Raw genomic sequence first — 14,759 nt, 5'->3', positions numbered from 1 at the left:
GACGAGGACGAGGAGCCCGGGGACCCGGTCGGTCCCCGGGCTCCGTGGCGTCGGACGCGAGACGTCAGGCGCGCGCGGAGGGCGCCCCGACCGGCCGGTGCGCGCGGTCGTCGGTCCAGGCGCGGGTGGCCGGTCCGGTGCCGAGCGCCCGGGCGCGGGTGAGGTCGGCGACGGTGTCGACGTCGCCGCGCAGGCCCGGCCAGTCGCCGTCGAGGGCGACCGCGCCGCCGCGTATGTGGGCCCGCGCGGACCCGGGGCCGAACCGGGGACGCAGCACGTGCCCGGGCGCGGCGACCAGCAGTGTCGTGCCCGTGCCGTCGTGGTCGGCGACGACGGCGGCACCCGCGCCGGTCGCGAACAGCGCCGCCGCCCGGGCCAGCGCGTCGTCGAGCTCCTCGGGGCGCAGCGAGGGCAGGTCGGCCTGGAGCGCGGCGACGGCCCGGGCGCCTCGATCGTGACGGCTGCGCCGCAGGTGTGACTCGCCGACGCGGATGGCCGCGTTGAGGCCCTCGCCCTCGTCGTGGACGACCTCGCGCGGCTCGCCGGCGCCGCCGAGGCGCTCGGCGGACTCGGTGGTGACGACCACGAGGCGCCCGACGCGGTGCGCGGACCGGGCGGCCGCGAGCGTGTCCCGGGCCAGGGCGAGGGCCAGCGCGCGGTGGGCCTGCTCACGGTCGGCGTCGTCGCCGGGGAGGTCGGCGACGGCGGGGGCGAGCCGCGACTTCGCGCGGCGCAGCTCCTTGACCGGCACCACGAGGTCGACCGCGACGTCCACGACACCAGTCTGCCCCCGTTCGGCGCAGCGAGGTGACGGTGGCGGGTCTCGCTGGACCGCTCGCCGGGCGCGGGAGAGACTGCGCGCGTCGGGACGGATCCCCTCCGTGCCCGAACGGACGGTCCGGACGGGACCCTGAGGCGGAGGTGGCGAGCCGGTGGCACGGGCGCGCGAGAAGGGCGGGCCGGCGGTGGCCCTGGCGGCCGCCGTGTTCTACCCGCTGACCCTGGTGCTGGCCAAGCGCCGGATGGAGGGGCTCGAGCACGTCCCCGCGCAGGGGCCGGCGCTGCTGGTGTGCAACCACGTCTCCTACCTGGACCCCGTCTACACGGCGGTGTTCGTGCACCGGGCGCGGCGGGTGCCGCGGTTCCTGGCCAAGGCGTCGCTGTGGAAGGTCCCGGTGCTGGGTCCCGTCCTGAGCGGCAGCCGGCAGATCCCCGTCAGCCGCGGGTCGGCCGAGGCGGGGGCGAGCCTGGACGCGGCCCGGACGTCGTTCGCCGACGACGGCGTCGTCGTCATCTACCCGGAGGGCACGATCACCCGCGACGAGGACGGCTGGCCGATGGCGGCGCGCTCGGGCGCGGCGCGCCTCGCGCTCGACGTCGACGTGCCGGTGATCCCGGTCGTGCACTGGGGGACGAAGTCGGTCTACGACCACTACCGGCGCCGCTTCCGGCCCTCGTGGCGCACCACGATCACGGTGAAGGCCGGCCCGCCGATCCCGATGGACGACCTGCGCGCCCGCGTCGCCGAGCGCGGCCCGCGCCCGCTGCTGCGCGAGACCACCGACCGGATGATGAGCGCGGTGCGCGAGCTGCTCGGCGAGGTCCGCGGCGAGGCGGCGCCCGAGCCCACCCGCGGCGCGCGCGGCGGCGAGCGGTGAGCGCGGTCCTCCCCGAGGGCGTGCGCCCCCTCGACCGGGTCGCGGTGCTCGGCGCGGGCTCGTGGGGCACGACGTTCGCCAAGGTCCTCGCCGACGCCGGGACCCCCGTGACGCTCTGGGCGCGCCGGGCCGAGGTCGCCGAGACCGTCGCCCGCGAGCACCGCAACCCCGAGTACCTCCCCGACGTGGAGCTGCCGGCCGAGCTGGCCGCCACCGCCGACGCCGACGAGGCCCTCGCGGGCGCCCAGGCCGTCGTGCTCGCGCTCCCGGCGCAGAAGCTGCGCGAGAACCTGCAGCACTGGCGCCCCCACCTGCCCGAGGGCGTGACGCTCGTCAGCCTCGCCAAGGGCGTCGAGCGCGGCACGCTGCTGCGCATGAGCGAGGTGATCTGCGAGGTCACCGACGCCGCGCCCGACCGCGTCGCCGTGGTCTCCGGGCCGAACCTCGCGGGCGAGATCGCCGCCGAGCAGCCGACCGCGACCGTGGTGGCCTGCCGCGACCACGAGCGCGCCATCGCGGTGCAGCACGCCTGCTCGACCGGCTACTTCAAGCCCTACACCAACACCGACGTGATCGGCTGCGAGCTGGGCGGGGCCTGCAAGAACGTCATCGCGCTGGCCTGCGGCACGGCGGCGGGGCTCGGGTACGGCGACAACACCATGGCCTCGCTGATCACGCGTGGGCTCGCGGAGATCTCGCGGCTGGCGGTGGCGCTGGGCGCCGAGCAGCTGACGCTCGCCGGGCTGGCCGGGATGGGCGACCTGGTGGCCACCTGCGCCTCGCCGCTGTCGCGCAACCGGCGCTTCGGCGAGGCGCTCGGGCGCGGGCTGTCGGTCGCCGAGGCCGAGGAGGCGAACCACGGCCAGGTCGCCGAGGGCGTGAAGTCGTGCGACGCGATCAGCGAGCTGGCCCGGCGCCACGGCGTCGACACGCCGATCGTGGACGCCGTGCGGCGGGTGTGCGACGGCGAGGTGTCGGCCAAGGAGGTCGGCGACGAACTGATCAACCGCGAGCTGAAGGTGGAGTGAGGCGGCCACCGCGTTTGGCCCGGAGGGCCCCGGGAACACTGCCCGCGATGGACGTGCTGCAGCGGATGGGCCCGAGGACGGCGCCGGCGACGGCCGTGGCGCCGATCGAGCTCTGCGCGCTCGCGACCACCGAGAACGCCGCCACGCTGCGCCGGCGCTTCCGGCACTGGGTCGGCGCCATCACCGACGAGGACACCGCCGACGACCTCGCGCTCGCGCTCTACGAGGCGCTCGCCAACGTCGTCGACCACGCCTACGTCGAGCGCGGCGCCCCGGGCCTCATGACCCTCTGGGCCGCGGTGTCCTGCCCCCTGCTGACCGGCCGCGACCTCGTCGTCACCGTCGTCGACGAGGGGACCTGGCGCCCGAGCAGCGGTCCCGGGTGGCGCGGTCGCGGGCTGCCGCTGATGCGCGAGCTCATGCACGCCACCGCGGTGCTGCCCGGCCCCACGGGCACCACGGTGCAGCTGCGCCGGCGGGTCCCCGTCGCCGCGCGGCGCGAGGCGGCGCTGGTCCAGGAGGCGCGGGTCCAGGAGGCGCTGGTCTAGGGGGCCGTGCGCGGGACGTGCGACGGCACCGGCGTGTCCGCCGGCAGCGCCGGGCACGTCGTCACCTCGGCCACGCGCGTCTCCAGGCGCACCACGCCGGCCCACCGGTCGTCGCCCGCGGCGACCGCGTCCCCGTCGCCCGGGGGACCCGTGCGCGCCTTGACGCTGGCCTCGGTGAGGTCGATCGCGATCACCGAGGTCGCGGCCATCTCCTTCCGGCTGGGCGCGGCCGCGTGGTCCTCCTGGCCGGGCGCGACGTGGGCGACGAGCGCGCGCAGGGCGGTGAGCGCCTCGTCGGGGTCGGTGACCTTGCGGGCGTGGCCCCGCACGACCGCGCTGCGGTAGTTCGCGGAGTGGGTGAACCAGCGGCGCGCGTAGACCAGTCCGTCGATCAGCGTGACGGTGACGCAGACCGGCTCGCCACCCCGCAGGCTCGCCGCGCCGCTCGACCCGTGCAGGTAGAGCGTGTCGCCGACGCGCGCGTGCATGGTCGGCAGCACCACGGGCTCGCCGTCGACCACCCGGCCGAGGTGCGCGACGAGGGCCTCGTCGAGCACGGCGTGCAGCTCGGCCCGGTCCTCGCGCTGGCGGTCGCGGTGGCGGCGGACGCGGGAGCGGTCGGTGGGGGAGAGGGTCGCGGTCATGGGCACCAGGGTGGCGTCCGGAGTGGCATGCTCGAACGGCCACTCGCCGGCGAGTCCAGGAGGCCACTCGTGCGCGGTGTGTCCCCGGAGCTCGCGCTCCCGCTCGACCGGGCGGCCGCGACCCCGCTCGCGGTGCAGCTCGCCGACGGCCTGCGCGCCGCCGTGACGCGGGGTGCGCTGCGCGTCGGTGAGCGCGTGCCCTCGACCCGCGCGCTCGCCGACGAGCTGGGCGTGAGCCGCACGGTCACCGCCGCGGCGTACGACCAGCTCGTCGCCGAGGGCTGGCTGGGCCCCCGCCGCGGCGCCGGCACCTACGTGCTCGCCACCGCCCATGTGAGCGAACTTCGGGGCTATAGCCCCGAAGTTCGCTCACATACCCCGGACGACGTCGACCTCCGGCCCGGCTCCCCGTGCGTCGCGGTGCTCGACCGGTCGGCGTGGCGGCGGGCCTGGCGCCGCGCCGGCGACCGCGAGCCCGCCGCCCGCCCCGAGCCCGCCGGGGTCCCCGCCTACCGCGACGCCGTCGCGCGCCTGCTGCTGCACCACCGCGGGCTCGCCGCGACCCCCGACGACGTGCTCGCCACCTCCGGGACCACCGACGGCTTCGCCGAGATCGTGGCCGTCCTGCGCCGGCAGCTCGGGCGCGCACCGCGGGTGGTGGTCGAGGAGCCGGGCTACGGGCGGGCCACCGCGCTGCTGCGCGACGCCGGCGCGGTGCCGGTCGGGGTGCCCGTCGACGACGAGGGCCTGCGCGTCGCGGACGTGCCCGCCGGCGTGGACGCCGTGTACCTGACGCCCGCCCACCAGTACCCCCTGGGCGCGCGCCTGCCCGTCGCCCGGCGCGCGGACCTCGTCGCCCGCGCCCGCGCCGAGGGCCTGCTGCTCGTCGAGGACGACTACGACGGCGAGCTGCGCTACGACGTCGCCCCGCTGCCCCTGCTCGCCGGGCTGGCCCCGGACGTCACCGTGCACCTCGGCACCACGAGCAAGATCCTGAGCCCGGCGCTGGGCGCGGGCTGGATGGTCGCGCCGCCGGCCTGGCGCGACGCGGTGCTGGCGCGCCGGCAGGCCACGAGCGTGCGCCCCGGGCCGGCGGGCCAGCAGGTGGTCGCCGCCCTGCACGCCGACGGCGCGCTCGCCCGCCACCTCGCCCGGCTGCGCCGCGAGCTCGCCGCCCGCCGCACCCGGGTCGTCGCCGCCGTCACCGGGGCCGGCCACACCGTGCGCGGCGACCGGGCGGGCGCGCACCTCGTCGTCCCCCTGCCCGGCCGGACGGGAGAGGACGCCGTCGTGGCCGCCGCCGCGCGGGCGGGCGTGCGCGTCGGCGGGCTCGCCGAGTACCACCTGGGTCCCGCCACCGTCTCCGGCGTGCTCGTCGGCTGGGCGGGCCCGGGCGGCGCCGAGCTCGACCGGGCCCTCGCGGTGCTGGCGGACGTGCTGGGCTCCTCGCGAGGATCGGGGCCATGAGCGAGCCCCTGACCTACGGTCGCTACCTGCACCTCGACGCGCTGCTCACCGCGCAGGCCCCGCTCTCGCGCCCCGAGGCCCACGACGAGCTGCTGTTCATCATCCAGCACCAGACCTCGGAGCTCTGGCTCAAGCTCGCCCTCCACGAGCTCACCGGCGCGTGCGACGACCTCGCCGACGACGACCTCCCGCTCGCCCTCAAGCGCCTCGCGCGGGTCAAGCACGTGCAGAAGCAGCTCATCGAGCAGTGGACGGTGCTCGCGACCCTCACGCCCACCGAGTACCAGCGCTTCCGCGGCTTCCTCGGCTCGTCGTCGGGGTTCCAGAGCTACCAGTACCGCGCCGTCGAGTTCCTCCTCGGCGCCAAGGACCCCGCGATGCTGGAGATCCACGCCGACGACCCGGCCGCGCACGCCCTGCTGACCGCCGCGCTGGAGCGCCCGAGCCTCTACGACGAGTTCCTGCGCCTGCTCGCCCGCCGCGGCCACGCGGTGCCCGCGGACCTGCTGGAGCGCGACGTCCGCACGCCGCACCACGAGGACCCGCGCCTGGTCGAGGTGTTCCGCGCGATCTACGACGCCCCCGAGCAGCACTGGGACGTGTACGAGACCTGCGAGGAGCTCGTCGACATCGAGGACAACCTGCAGCTCTGGCGCTTCCGCCACCTCAAGACCGTCGAGCGGACCATCGGCCTGCGCACCGGGACCGGGGGGACGACCGGCGCCTCGTTCCTGCGGCGCGTGCTCGACCTGTCCTTCTTCCCCGAGCTGTACGCGGTCCGCACCGCGCTCTGACCGCCGCGTACGCTCCGGCGCCATGACGGGCCCGGGAGACGGAGCGCAGCGGAGCTCGACCCCTCAGGACGCGCACCGCCCCCGCGTCGTCGTCCTCTTCGGTGGGCGCAGCAGCGAGCACAGGATCTCGTGTCTGTCCGCCGGCAGCGTGCTCGCCCAGCTCGACCCGGCCCGCTACGACGTGCTCCCGGTCGGCATCACGCCCGACGGGTCCTGGGTGCTCGGCCCCACCGACCCCGCCGAGCTGCGCCTCGAGGGCCGCGAGCTGCCCTCGGTGACCGCGGGCCGCCCGGTCGCGCTGCCCGCCGACCCCACGCGCCGCGAGCTGATCGCCCTCGACGACGGCAGCTCGCTCGGCCGCGTCGACGTCGTGCTGCCCGTGCTGCACGGCCCCGGCGGCGAGGACGGCACCGTGCAGGGCCTGCTCGAGAGTGCCGGCGTGCCCTACGTCGGCGCCGGCGTGCTCTCCAGCGCGGCGTCGATGGACAAGGACATCACCAAGCGCCTGCTGCGCGACGCGGGGCTGGCGGTCGGCGACGTCGTCGTCCTCACCCGCGACCGCGCCGGGCTCACCGCCGGCGAGCGCGAGCGCCTCGGGCTGCCGGTGTTCGTCAAGCCCGCGCGCGCCGGGTCGTCGGTGGGCATCACGCGGGTCGCCGACTGGGCCGACCTCGACGCCGCCATCGCCACCGCGCGCGCCGAGGACCCCAAGGTGCTCGTCGAGGCGGCGATCGTCGGGCGCGAGATCGAGTGCGGCGTGCTCGAGCACCCCGACGGCCGCGTCGAGGCGAGCGTGCCCGCGGAGATCCGCGTCGTCGGCGGCGACGCCGGCTGGTACGACTTCGACACGAAGTACCTCGACGACGCCTGCGAGCTCGACGTGCCCGCCAAGCTCGACGACGACGTCGCCGAGGCGGTGCGCGCCACCGCGGTCGCGGTGTTCCGGGCGATGGACGTCGAGGGCCTCGCGCGGGTCGACTTCTTCCTCACCGGCGAGGGCCGGCTGGTGGTCAACGAGCTGAACACCATGCCCGGGTTCACGGCGACGTCGCTCTACCCGCGCATGTGGGCCACCGCGGGCGTCGACTACCCGACCCTGCTCACGACGCTGGTCGAGACGGCGCTCGCGCGGCGCGGCCTGCTCAGCGGCTGACGAGCGCGATCTTGACCCCGCGCGAGATGTCCTGGATGGGCCCGGTGCCGATGTCGTCGGGCACGGTCAGGCCCACGTAGACGGCGCGGTCGGCGGTGACCCACGTCGCGCTGCCCGGGACGCCGTCGTCGACCTCGATCCAGTCGACGCCGTTGACGATGGTCACGGAGCCGCCGCCGGCGAGCTCGGGGGGCCGGGGCAGCCCGCAGCGCATGACCACCGGCGCCGTGCCGTGCTCGCCGCCCCACGCGACCGTGGCGGGCGGGACGGGGTCGGCGAGCACCCGGCGCGCGATCATCCCGCGCTCGGTGGCCATCTCGCCGGGCAGCCCGGAGAGCAGGCGCGAGCAGTCGGCGCTCGCCGCGGCCGGCGTCGGGACCGCGGCCACCCGCAGGCGCACCGTGTCGGCGTCGGGCACCGGCTCGCGCACCAGCACCAGCGAGGCCACCACCACCCCGGCCACCAGCAGCACGGGGACGGTCAGCGCGACGCCGACGAGCACGCGAGGGAGCCGGCGCACCACCTCGGGTGCGCGGGAGAGGACCATCCGGCGTCTACTCGGTGGACACGACGGGACAGGTGAGCGTCCGGGTGATCCCCGGGACCTTCTGCACGGCGCCGACGACATCCCGCCCGAGCGTGTCGACGTCATCGGCCTCGGCGCAGACGATGACGTCGTAGGGTCCGGTGACGTCCTGGGACCGGGTCACACCGCTGATGCCGGCCACGTCCGAGGCGACCGCGGCGGCACGACCGACCTCGGTCTGGATCAGGATGTAGGCCTGGACCACGGACGAGCCTCCTCGGGGAACGGGCCGACGGTGACGATCGGCCAGGGTGGCAGGGAAGGTACCGCAGGGAGTCGAGGGGTGAGCCGGACGGCGAACGGGCGCGGGGGACACGGACGATCCGGGGGGTCCTCCCGGCGGAGCGCGGGCGCGCCGGGCGGGGGAGGACCCGCCCGGGCGCAGGAGGCTGCCGCGGGGACGGCGGCGGAGCTCGGTGAGTTCGGCGTCATCGAGCGGCTGGCCGGCGAGCGCTTCCAGCCCGAGCCCACGCTGCTCGGTCCCGGCGACGACGCGGCACTCGTCGCGTCCCCCGACGGACGGGTCGTCGCGACCGTGGACACGCTGGTCGAGGGCGTGCACTTCCGTCTCGACTGGTCGGCGCCCGAGCAGGTCGGCCGCAAAGCGGTGGCCGCGAACCTGGCCGACATCGCGGCGATGGGCGCGGTCCCGACCGCGCTGCTGCTCTCCCTCGCCTGCCCCGGGTCGACGAGCACCGAGGTGCTCGACGGGCTCGCGTCGGGGATCTGGGACGCCGCCGCGGACGCGGGGATCGGCGTGGTCGGCGGCGACACCGTGTCCTCGGACACCATCGTGGTCTCGATCACGGCGCTCGGCTCGCTGGAGGGTCGCGCGCCCGTCACGCGGTCGGGGGCGCGCCCCGGGGACGTCGTCGCGGTGCGCGGGGTGCTCGGGTGGTCCGCGGCCGGGATGGCCGTGCTGCGCCGGGGGTTCCGCTCGCCGGTGGCGATGGTCGCCGCGCACCGCACCCCGCGCCCGCCGTGGCGCGAGGGCCCGGTCGCCGCGCAGGCCGGGGCCACCTCGATGATCGACACCTCGGACGGGCTGCTCGCCGACCTCGGCCACGTCGCCGCCGCCTCGCGCGTGCACATCAACCTGTCCTCGACGCTGGTGCCGGTCGCCGACAAGCTGCGCGACGTCGCCTCGGCCCTGGGCGGCGACCCGCTGAGCTGGGCGCTCACCGGCGGCGAGGACCACTCGCTCGTCGCGACCTTCGCCTCGCAGGACGCCGTGCCCGCGGGCTGGGTGGTGTGCGGCGAGGTCCGTGCCGGCACCGGCGTCACGGTCGACGCCGACCGCTGGGGCGGCGCCGGCGACCCGGGCTACCTGCACTGGCGCTAGACCGGCCGGCGTATGTGAGCGAACTTCGGTGCTATAGCACCGAAGTTCGCTCACATGGGGGAGGCGGCGCGGGCGCAGCGGGCCGCCAGGGCGGCGAAGGCGTCGGTGAGCTCGGGCGGTCCGACGACCTCGATCTCGGCGTCGATCCGGCCGAGGCCCGCGGCCAGGCCGATCCACGACCACGCCCCGGCGACCAGCCGGCAGCGGTCCGGTCCGATCGGCTCCACGAGGTCGTCGCGGGTGTACGGGGCGACCTCGGACGCGGGCCGGGCGACGATCACCTCGCCGCGACACGGCCAGCCACCCGCGCCCGGGTTCCCGCGGAACCGTCCCGCCACGAACGCCGCCACGTCCCCGCCGGGCACCTCGCGCGGGGCGAAGCGGGGCCCGGTCGGCGTGCGCGGGGCGATCCGGTCGGCGCGGAAGGTCCGCCAGTCGACGCGGTCGAGGTCCCAGGCGACGAGGTACCAGCGCCCGCCCCGGGTGACCAGGTGGTGGGGCTCGGCCCGGCGCAGGTCGTCCCCGTAGCCGAACCGCAGCACCTCGCGGGCCCGCACGGCGTCCCCCAGGGACGCGAGCACGCCGGGGTCCACGGTCGTCGACCCACCGAGCGCCGTGACCCGCAGCCCGTCGATCCGGTGCCGCAGCCGCGCGGGCATCACCTGGCGCACGGTGCCCAGCGCGCGGGCGGCCGCCTCCTCGACGCCGGCCCCGCTCGTCGCCGCGATCTGCAGCCCGACGGCGAGCGCCACGGCCTGCTCGTCGTCGAACAGCAGCGGCGGCAGGTCCGCGCCCGCGTCGAGGCGGTAGCCGCCGTCGGGGCCCTTGGTGGCCCGGATCGGATAGCCGAGCTCGCGCAGCCGGTCGACGTCGCGCCGCACGGTGCGCGGGCTGACCTCGAGCCGCTCCGCCAGCAGCCCGCCCGGCCAGTCGCGGCGCGCCTGCAGGAGCGAGAGCAGGGCGAGCAGGCGGGCGGAGGTCTCGTGCACGGTGCCCATTCTCGTCGAGAAGAGGCCAGAAGCTGGCCTCTTCCCGGACGAGCATGGGTCGTGCCACCGGAGAGAAGGAGCCCGATCCCATGACCGTGCAGACCGTCGTCCACCTGAACTTCCGCGGCGACGCCCGCGAGGCGCTCGAGTTCTACGCGGGCGTCGCCGGCAGCGAGGCGACGATCGTCACCTACGAGGACCTGGGCGCGGTGGGCGACCCGGCCGAGGCGAAGCAGGTGATGTGGGGCCAGATCGCCGCGCCGGGTGGCTTCCACGTCATGGCGTTCGACGTGCCCGCGGCGCGCGCGTTCGACCGGGGCACCGAGTCGTTCTTCGTGTCGGTGCGCGGGCAGACGCCCGAGGAGGTCACCGCGCTCTGGGAGGGCCTCGTGCCGGGCGCCGAGGTCCGGCAGCCGCTCGGCCCGGCCCCGTGGTCGCCGCTCTACGGCATGCTCACCGACCGCTTCGGCGTCACCTGGGTCATGGACGTGGCCACCCCGTACTGACGACCCATGTGAGCACTTTCCGGTCCTGTAGGCCGGAAAGTGCTCGCAGAGGAGGGTCAGCCCATCTCCGGCGGGCGGACGCCGCGGATGGAGGCGTCGACGAGCTGGATCGGGTGGAGCATCGGCAGCTCGCCCTCCAGGTACTTGCGGATCTGCAGCAGGCAGCCCGGGTTGGCGGTGACGAGGACGTCGGCACCGGTGCCGCGGATGTTGTCGGCCTTGCGCCGGCCCAGGTCGCCCGCGGCCTGGGGCTGGAGCATGTTGTAGATCCCCGCCGACCCGCAGCAGATCTCGGCCTCGGGCAGCTCGGTGAGCTCGACGCCCGGGATCGAGCGCAGCACCCGTCGCGGCTCGGACCGGATCTTCTGAGCGTGCCCCAGGTGGCAGGCGTCGTGGTAGACGACCTTCGCCTCGATGGGGTGCCGGCGCGCCCGCGGGTCGGCGAGCGTCTCGTCGACGACCTCGGAGATGTCGCGCACCTTCGCCGCGAACGCGCGCGCCCGCTCCGCCCACTCCGGGTCGTCGGCGAGCAGCTCGCCGTACTCCTTCATGGACGACCCGCAGCCCGCGACGTTCGTGGCGATCGTGTCGACGCGCGCGCGCTCGAAGGTCGCGATCAGCTTCTTCGCCCGCTCGATCGCCTCCTGCTCGCGCCCCGCGTGCAGGCCCAGCGCCCCGCAGCACGTCTGCTCGCGCGGCGCGATGACGTCCCAGCCCTCGGCGGCGAGCACGCGCACGGTCGCCTCGTTGACCGGGTGGAAGAACACGTCCTGCACGCACCCGGTGAGCAGGCCGACGCGCCCGCGCCGGGGACCGACCGCGGGCGTCCGCGCCGGGATGCGGGCGAACGCGTCGCGCACCCGCACCGGCGGCAGGAGCGATTCCATGGCGGCGAGGCGGTTCGGCAGCTTCGCCACGATCTTGTCCATGCTCTTCGGCCGCAGCTTCTGGTACAGCGCGCCGCCGATCGACGCCGCGCGCAGCCGCCGCTTGTAGGGGAACAGCGCGAAGATCGCCTCGCGGAAGAGCCTGTCCGCCCGCGACCGCGGCACGTGGCGCTCGATCTGCGGCCGGGTCGCCTCGAGCAGGCGGTCGTACTGCACGCCCGACGGGCAGGCCGTCACGCACGCCATGCAGCCCAGGCAGCGGTCGATGTGGGTGGTGAACGCGCCCTCGAGCGGGATCTCGCCCTTCTCCGCCATCTCCATGAGGTAGATGCGCCCGCGCGGCGAGTCCATCTCCTCGCCCCACAGCGCGTACGTGGGGCAGGTCGGCAGGCAGAAGCCGCAGTGCACGCAGTCGTCGAGCAGCTCCTGGGCCGGCGGGCGGTGGCTGTCGAAGGACCCGAAGTCGCCGCCGAGGACGTCGGCGCGCTCCGGGGCGGGCTTCTCCCCGCGCTCGGAGGAGAAGTCGGGCGACGGGCCGGTGGTGGGGTGGGTGGTCATGCGCGCACTCCGGTCGGCTCAGGGGTGGGGACCCAGGGGGCCAGACGGCCGCGCCCCAGGCGCTGGTCGGGGTCGAGGGACGCGGCGACGGCCCGCAGCACGGTCGCCGCGGCGGGCTCGGGTCCGAAGGCGGGCAGGTCGGCGCCCTCGGGGCGCTGGCGCAGCGTCGAGGTGCCGCCGGCGTCGGCGACCCGGTGGTGGGCCGCCGCGACGACCTCGGCGTCGGCCGGGAGCGACACCGTGGCGACGCCGGTGCGCGGCGAGGCGGTGACCTCGCCCAGCCCGCCGGTGTCGGCGTCGAGCCCGTCGAGCACTCCGGGCAGCGCCGAGGGGATGACGCCGAACCGCAGCACGGCGTGGCCGTCGGGGCGGGCGCGGACGGACGCCGCGTGCGCCTCCCACGCCGCCGTGGCGTCGTCCGGGGCGAGCAGCTCGCCGCCGACGGCGTCGGCCAGCCGCTGCGCGCGGGCGTCGGCGCCGCTCTCCGAGCCCTCGACGTCGGCGAGCAGGCGGCCCGCATGCCACTGCACCGCGACCGCCTCGGCCGGGCTGTCGGCGATCCGGCGCGCGAGGTCGGCCGACGCGGCGCGGTCGCACGCCACGGCGACGGTGGCGGTGGCCTGCGGGGTGGGGTGCAGGCGCAGCACGAGCCCGGCGATGACGCCGAGCGTGCCGTGGGCGCCGTGCAGCACCTTGGTGAGGTCGTAGCCCGCGACGTTCTTGATCACGTGCCCGCCGGTGCGGGCGACGGTGCCGTCGGCGAGCACGATCGTCGCGCCGATGACCAGGTCGCGCAGCGAGCCGTACTGCAGGGCGCGCGGCCCCGAGTCGGCGGTCGCGAACAGCCCGCCCAGCGTGGCGCCCGCGGAGGCCCGCGCCGGGTCGACGGCGACGCGCTGGTGGTGCTCGCCGAGCTCGGACTGCAGGGCGGCGAAGGGCGTGCCCGCACGGACCTCGACGGTCATGTCGCCGGGGTTGTGGGTGACGATCCCGGACAGGCCGGTCATGTCGAGGACCGTGTCCGCGGGCGCGGGCGTGCCGGCCCAGTCCGCGGCGGTGCCCGCTCCGGCGACGCGGATCGTGCCGGGGCGGTCGAGGACGGTGTCGCGCAGGTCGTCAACGGTGGTGGGCGTGACGGTGTCACTCACAGGCGCTCGATCACTCCGGCTTCCTCGAGGGGGTGGGGCTGGTACCTGCCCGGGCGCTCGCCGCACAGCCGCGGCGTCGGGAAGAGCTTGCCGGGGTTGCACCGCGAGTCCGGGTCGAAGGCGAGCCGGACGCGGTGCATGACCGCGAGGTCGTCCTCGGAGAACATCGCCGGCATCGAGCACGCCTTGTCGGTGCCGATGCCGTGCTCGCCCGACAGCGACCCGCCCAGCTCGACGCAGAGCTCGGCGATGTCGGTGGACAGCTTCTCGGCGGCGTCGTGCTCGCCCGCGGCCTCCGAGTAGAGCACCAGCGGGTGCAGGTTGCCGTCGCCCGCGTGGAAGACGTTCGCGACGCGCAGCCCCGCGTCGCGGCCCATCTCGGCGATGCGGGTGAGGACCTCGGCGAGCCGGGTCCGCGGCACCACGCCGTCCTGGACGATGTAGTCGGGGCTGATCCGCCCGACCGCGGCGAACGCGGCCTTGCGCCCCTTCCACACCTTCTGGCGCTCCTCGGCCTCGGCCGGCACGTGCAGGCGCGTGGCGCCGTGGCGCTCGCAGATGGCGGTGAGGTGCTCGAACTCCGCCTCGACCTCGTCGGCCGGGCCGTCCAGCTCGATGATCAGCGCGGCCGGGGAGTCGACGGTGAGGCCCGCGCCGGTGGCGGCCTCGGAGGCCTCCATCGCCAGCGAGTCCATCATCTCCACCGCGGCCGGGATGATCGCCGCGTCGACGATGTCGCCGACGGTGTCGCCCGCGGCCTCGATCGACGGGAAGTCGGCGAGCACCGTGCGCACGGTCTCGGGGGTCTGCAGCAGGCGGACGGTGACCTTCGTGCAGACGCCGAGCGTGCCCTCCGAGCCGATGAACAGCCCGCGCAGGTCCGGGCCGGCCTGCTCGCCGGTCGGTCCGCCGAGGGTGACCACCGAGCCGTCGGCGAGCACGACCTCCATCTCCAGCACGTGGTTGGTGGTGAAGCCGTACTTCAGGCAGTGCGCGCCGCCGGAGTTCTCCGCGACGTTGCCGCCGATGGTGCAGACCTGCTGGCTCGACGGGTCCGGCGCGTAGTACAGCCCGTACGGCGCGGCCGCCTTGGAGATCTCGAGGTTGTAGACGCCCGGCTCGAGCACGGCGCGCCGGTTCTCGACGTCGATCTCGAGGATGCGGCGCAGCTTCTGCAGCGAGATCACCACGCCGTCGGCGACGGGCATCGCGCCGCCCGACAGGCCGGTGCCCGCCCCCCGCGCGACGAACGGCATCCCGTGCTTCGCGCACAGCCGGACCGCGCCGGCCACCTCCTGCGCGTCCCGCGGCAGCACGACCAGCGCGGGGACCTGGCGGAAGCCGGTCAGCCCGTCGCACTCGTAGCTGCGCAGACCCACCTCGTCGGTGATCACCCCGTTCGGCGAGAGGAGATCGACGAACTCCTGCACCATCGCGGCGTCCAGCATGGG

General features: G+C 76.0%; 16 protein-coding genes. 8 read left to right on the top strand and 8 right to left on the bottom strand.

The window, feature by feature from the left end; all coding sequences use genetic code 11:
- Positions 1 to 64: 64 nt before the first annotated feature.
- Entirely contained in the window at positions 65 to 775 is a 711-nt protein-coding gene (gene cofC / locus ACFPK1_RS19295) for a 2-phospho-L-lactate guanylyltransferase (RefSeq protein WP_378022552.1), read from the bottom strand.
- A 157-nt stretch (positions 776 to 932) separates the two neighbouring features.
- On the opposite strand from cofC, the gene ACFPK1_RS19290 reads away from it, so the two are divergent.
- The 3 genes from ACFPK1_RS19290 to ACFPK1_RS19280 are packed head-to-tail and all read left to right on the top strand — an operon-like array spanning position 933 to position 3,234.
- Positions 933 to 1,658, top strand: a complete 726-nt coding sequence (locus ACFPK1_RS19290) for a lysophospholipid acyltransferase family protein (RefSeq protein ID WP_378022551.1) — start codon at positions 933 to 935, stop codon at positions 1,656 to 1,658.
- Complete coding sequence (locus ACFPK1_RS19285) at positions 1,655 to 2,686, top strand: NAD(P)H-dependent glycerol-3-phosphate dehydrogenase (RefSeq protein ID WP_378022550.1); 1,032 nt, start codon at positions 1,655 to 1,657, stop codon at positions 2,684 to 2,686. Before ACFPK1_RS19290 ends, ACFPK1_RS19285 begins: the two co-directional genes overlap by 4 nt.
- 47 nt (positions 2,687 to 2,733) lie before the next feature.
- Positions 2,734 to 3,234 carry an ATP-binding protein gene (locus ACFPK1_RS19280; RefSeq protein ID WP_378022549.1) on the top strand — a complete coding sequence of 167 codons (501 nt, stop codon included), beginning with the start codon at positions 2,734 to 2,736 and terminating at the stop codon, positions 3,232 to 3,234.
- Here the strand turns inward: ACFPK1_RS19280 and ACFPK1_RS19275 are convergent.
- On the bottom strand, positions 3,231 to 3,878 hold the full coding sequence (locus ACFPK1_RS19275; RefSeq protein ID WP_378022548.1) for a pyridoxamine 5'-phosphate oxidase family protein: 648 nt from the start codon (positions 3,876 to 3,878) through the stop codon (positions 3,231 to 3,233). The genes ACFPK1_RS19280 and ACFPK1_RS19275 overlap by 4 nt on opposite strands.
- Before the next feature lie 69 nt (positions 3,879 to 3,947).
- Between ACFPK1_RS19275 and pdxR the strand changes: the two genes are divergently transcribed.
- From pdxR to ACFPK1_RS19260, 3 genes are read left to right on the top strand one after another with little or no spacing between them, the layout of a single operon-like run.
- Positions 3,948 to 5,345, top strand: coding sequence for a MocR-like pyridoxine biosynthesis transcription factor PdxR (pdxR, locus tag ACFPK1_RS19270; protein WP_378022547.1), 1,398 nt, complete (start codon positions 3,948 to 3,950; stop codon positions 5,343 to 5,345).
- On the top strand, positions 5,342 to 6,139 hold the full coding sequence (locus tag ACFPK1_RS19265; protein WP_378022546.1) for a tryptophan 2,3-dioxygenase: 798 nt from the start codon (positions 5,342 to 5,344) through the stop codon (positions 6,137 to 6,139). The genes pdxR and ACFPK1_RS19265 overlap by 4 nt, the downstream gene beginning before the upstream one ends.
- Before the next feature lie 22 nt (positions 6,140 to 6,161).
- A complete protein-coding gene (locus tag ACFPK1_RS19260; RefSeq protein WP_378022545.1) occupies positions 6,162 to 7,292 on the top strand; it encodes a D-alanine--D-alanine ligase family protein in 1,131 nt (376 codons plus the stop codon).
- Here the strand turns inward: ACFPK1_RS19260 and ACFPK1_RS19255 are convergent.
- Together ACFPK1_RS19255 and ACFPK1_RS19250 are read right to left on the bottom strand one after the other, a co-directional pair.
- On the bottom strand, positions 7,282 to 7,839 hold the full coding sequence (locus tag ACFPK1_RS19255) for a DUF3515 domain-containing protein (RefSeq protein ID WP_378022544.1): 558 nt from the start codon (positions 7,837 to 7,839) through the stop codon (positions 7,282 to 7,284). The two genes, ACFPK1_RS19260 and ACFPK1_RS19255, sit on opposite strands and share 11 nt — an antisense overlap.
- A 7-nt stretch (positions 7,840 to 7,846) precedes the next feature.
- On the bottom strand, positions 7,847 to 8,083 hold the full coding sequence (locus ACFPK1_RS19250; protein ID WP_274283245.1) for an Lrp/AsnC ligand binding domain-containing protein: 237 nt from the start codon (positions 8,081 to 8,083) through the stop codon (positions 7,847 to 7,849).
- 78 nt (positions 8,084 to 8,161) lie between these two features.
- Here ACFPK1_RS19250 and ACFPK1_RS19245 point away from each other — a divergent pair, with 78 nt between their 5' ends.
- Positions 8,162 to 9,220, top strand: coding sequence for a thiamine-phosphate kinase (locus ACFPK1_RS19245; protein WP_378022543.1), 1,059 nt, complete (start codon positions 8,162 to 8,164; stop codon positions 9,218 to 9,220).
- Positions 9,221 to 9,270: 50 nt separating this feature from the next.
- Here the strand turns inward: ACFPK1_RS19245 and ACFPK1_RS19240 are convergent, their stop codons facing one another.
- A complete protein-coding gene (locus tag ACFPK1_RS19240) occupies positions 9,271 to 10,209 on the bottom strand; it encodes a helix-turn-helix transcriptional regulator (RefSeq protein ID WP_378022542.1) in 939 nt (312 codons plus the stop codon).
- Positions 10,210 to 10,298: 89 nt separating this feature from the next.
- Between ACFPK1_RS19240 and ACFPK1_RS19235 the strand changes: the two genes are divergently transcribed.
- Positions 10,299 to 10,715: a VOC family protein gene (locus tag ACFPK1_RS19235; protein WP_378022541.1), complete on the top strand. Its 417-nt coding sequence runs from the start codon at positions 10,299 to 10,301 to the stop codon at positions 10,713 to 10,715.
- Positions 10,716 to 10,771: 56 nt separating this feature from the next.
- Here the strand turns inward: ACFPK1_RS19235 and ACFPK1_RS19230 are convergent, their stop codons facing one another.
- Genes ACFPK1_RS19230 through ACFPK1_RS19220 form a run of 3 tightly spaced genes read right to left on the bottom strand, consistent with a single transcriptional unit; the run spans position 10,772 to position 14,756 of the window.
- Positions 10,772 to 12,160, bottom strand: a complete 1,389-nt coding sequence (locus tag ACFPK1_RS19230; RefSeq protein WP_378022540.1) for a (Fe-S)-binding protein — start codon at positions 12,158 to 12,160, stop codon at positions 10,772 to 10,774.
- The gene (locus ACFPK1_RS19225; RefSeq protein ID WP_378022539.1) at positions 12,157 to 13,308 is read right to left on the bottom strand and encodes an FAD-binding oxidoreductase; all 1,152 of its coding nucleotides are present in this window, start codon (positions 13,306 to 13,308) and stop codon (positions 12,157 to 12,159) included. The genes ACFPK1_RS19230 and ACFPK1_RS19225 overlap by 4 nt, the downstream gene beginning before the upstream one ends.
- Complete coding sequence (locus ACFPK1_RS19220) at positions 13,305 to 14,756, bottom strand: FAD-binding oxidoreductase (RefSeq protein WP_378022538.1); 1,452 nt, start codon at positions 14,754 to 14,756, stop codon at positions 13,305 to 13,307. Before ACFPK1_RS19220 ends, ACFPK1_RS19225 begins: the two co-directional genes overlap by 4 nt.
- Positions 14,757 to 14,759 lie beyond the last annotated feature (3 nt).

This window comes from Actinomycetospora rhizophila (genome assembly GCF_042657905.1).
In the GTDB taxonomy this organism is placed as follows: Bacteria; Actinomycetota; Actinomycetes; order Mycobacteriales; family Pseudonocardiaceae; genus Actinomycetospora; species Actinomycetospora rhizophila.
The sequence above is the reverse complement of the archived record's forward strand: the minus strand, read 5'-3'. Positions and strand labels throughout refer to the sequence as shown.

Excerpts from the sequence above, each read along its gene's own strand:
- ACFPK1_RS19280 (WP_378022549.1), top strand. The coding sequence starts at position 2,734 with ATGGACGTGCTGCAGCGGATGGGCCCGAGGACGGCGCCGGCGACGGCC.
- ACFPK1_RS19275 (WP_378022548.1), bottom strand. The coding sequence starts at position 3,878 with ATGACCGCGACCCTCTCCCCCACCGACCGCTCCCGCGTCCGCCGCCAC.
- ACFPK1_RS19265 (WP_378022546.1), top strand. The coding sequence starts at position 5,342 with ATGAGCGAGCCCCTGACCTACGGTCGCTACCTGCACCTCGACGCGCTG.
- ACFPK1_RS19260 (WP_378022545.1), top strand. The coding sequence starts at position 6,162 with ATGACGGGCCCGGGAGACGGAGCGCAGCGGAGCTCGACCCCTCAGGAC.
- ACFPK1_RS19255 (WP_378022544.1), bottom strand. The coding sequence starts at position 7,839 with ATGGTCCTCTCCCGCGCACCCGAGGTGGTGCGCCGGCTCCCTCGCGTG.
- ACFPK1_RS19235 (WP_378022541.1), top strand. The coding sequence starts at position 10,299 with ATGACCGTGCAGACCGTCGTCCACCTGAACTTCCGCGGCGACGCCCGC.
- ACFPK1_RS19230 (WP_378022540.1), bottom strand. The coding sequence starts at position 12,160 with ATGACCACCCACCCCACCACCGGCCCGTCGCCCGACTTCTCCTCCGAG.
- ACFPK1_RS19220 (WP_378022538.1), bottom strand. The coding sequence starts at position 14,756 with ATGCTGGACGCCGCGATGGTGCAGGAGTTCGTCGATCTCCTCTCGCCG.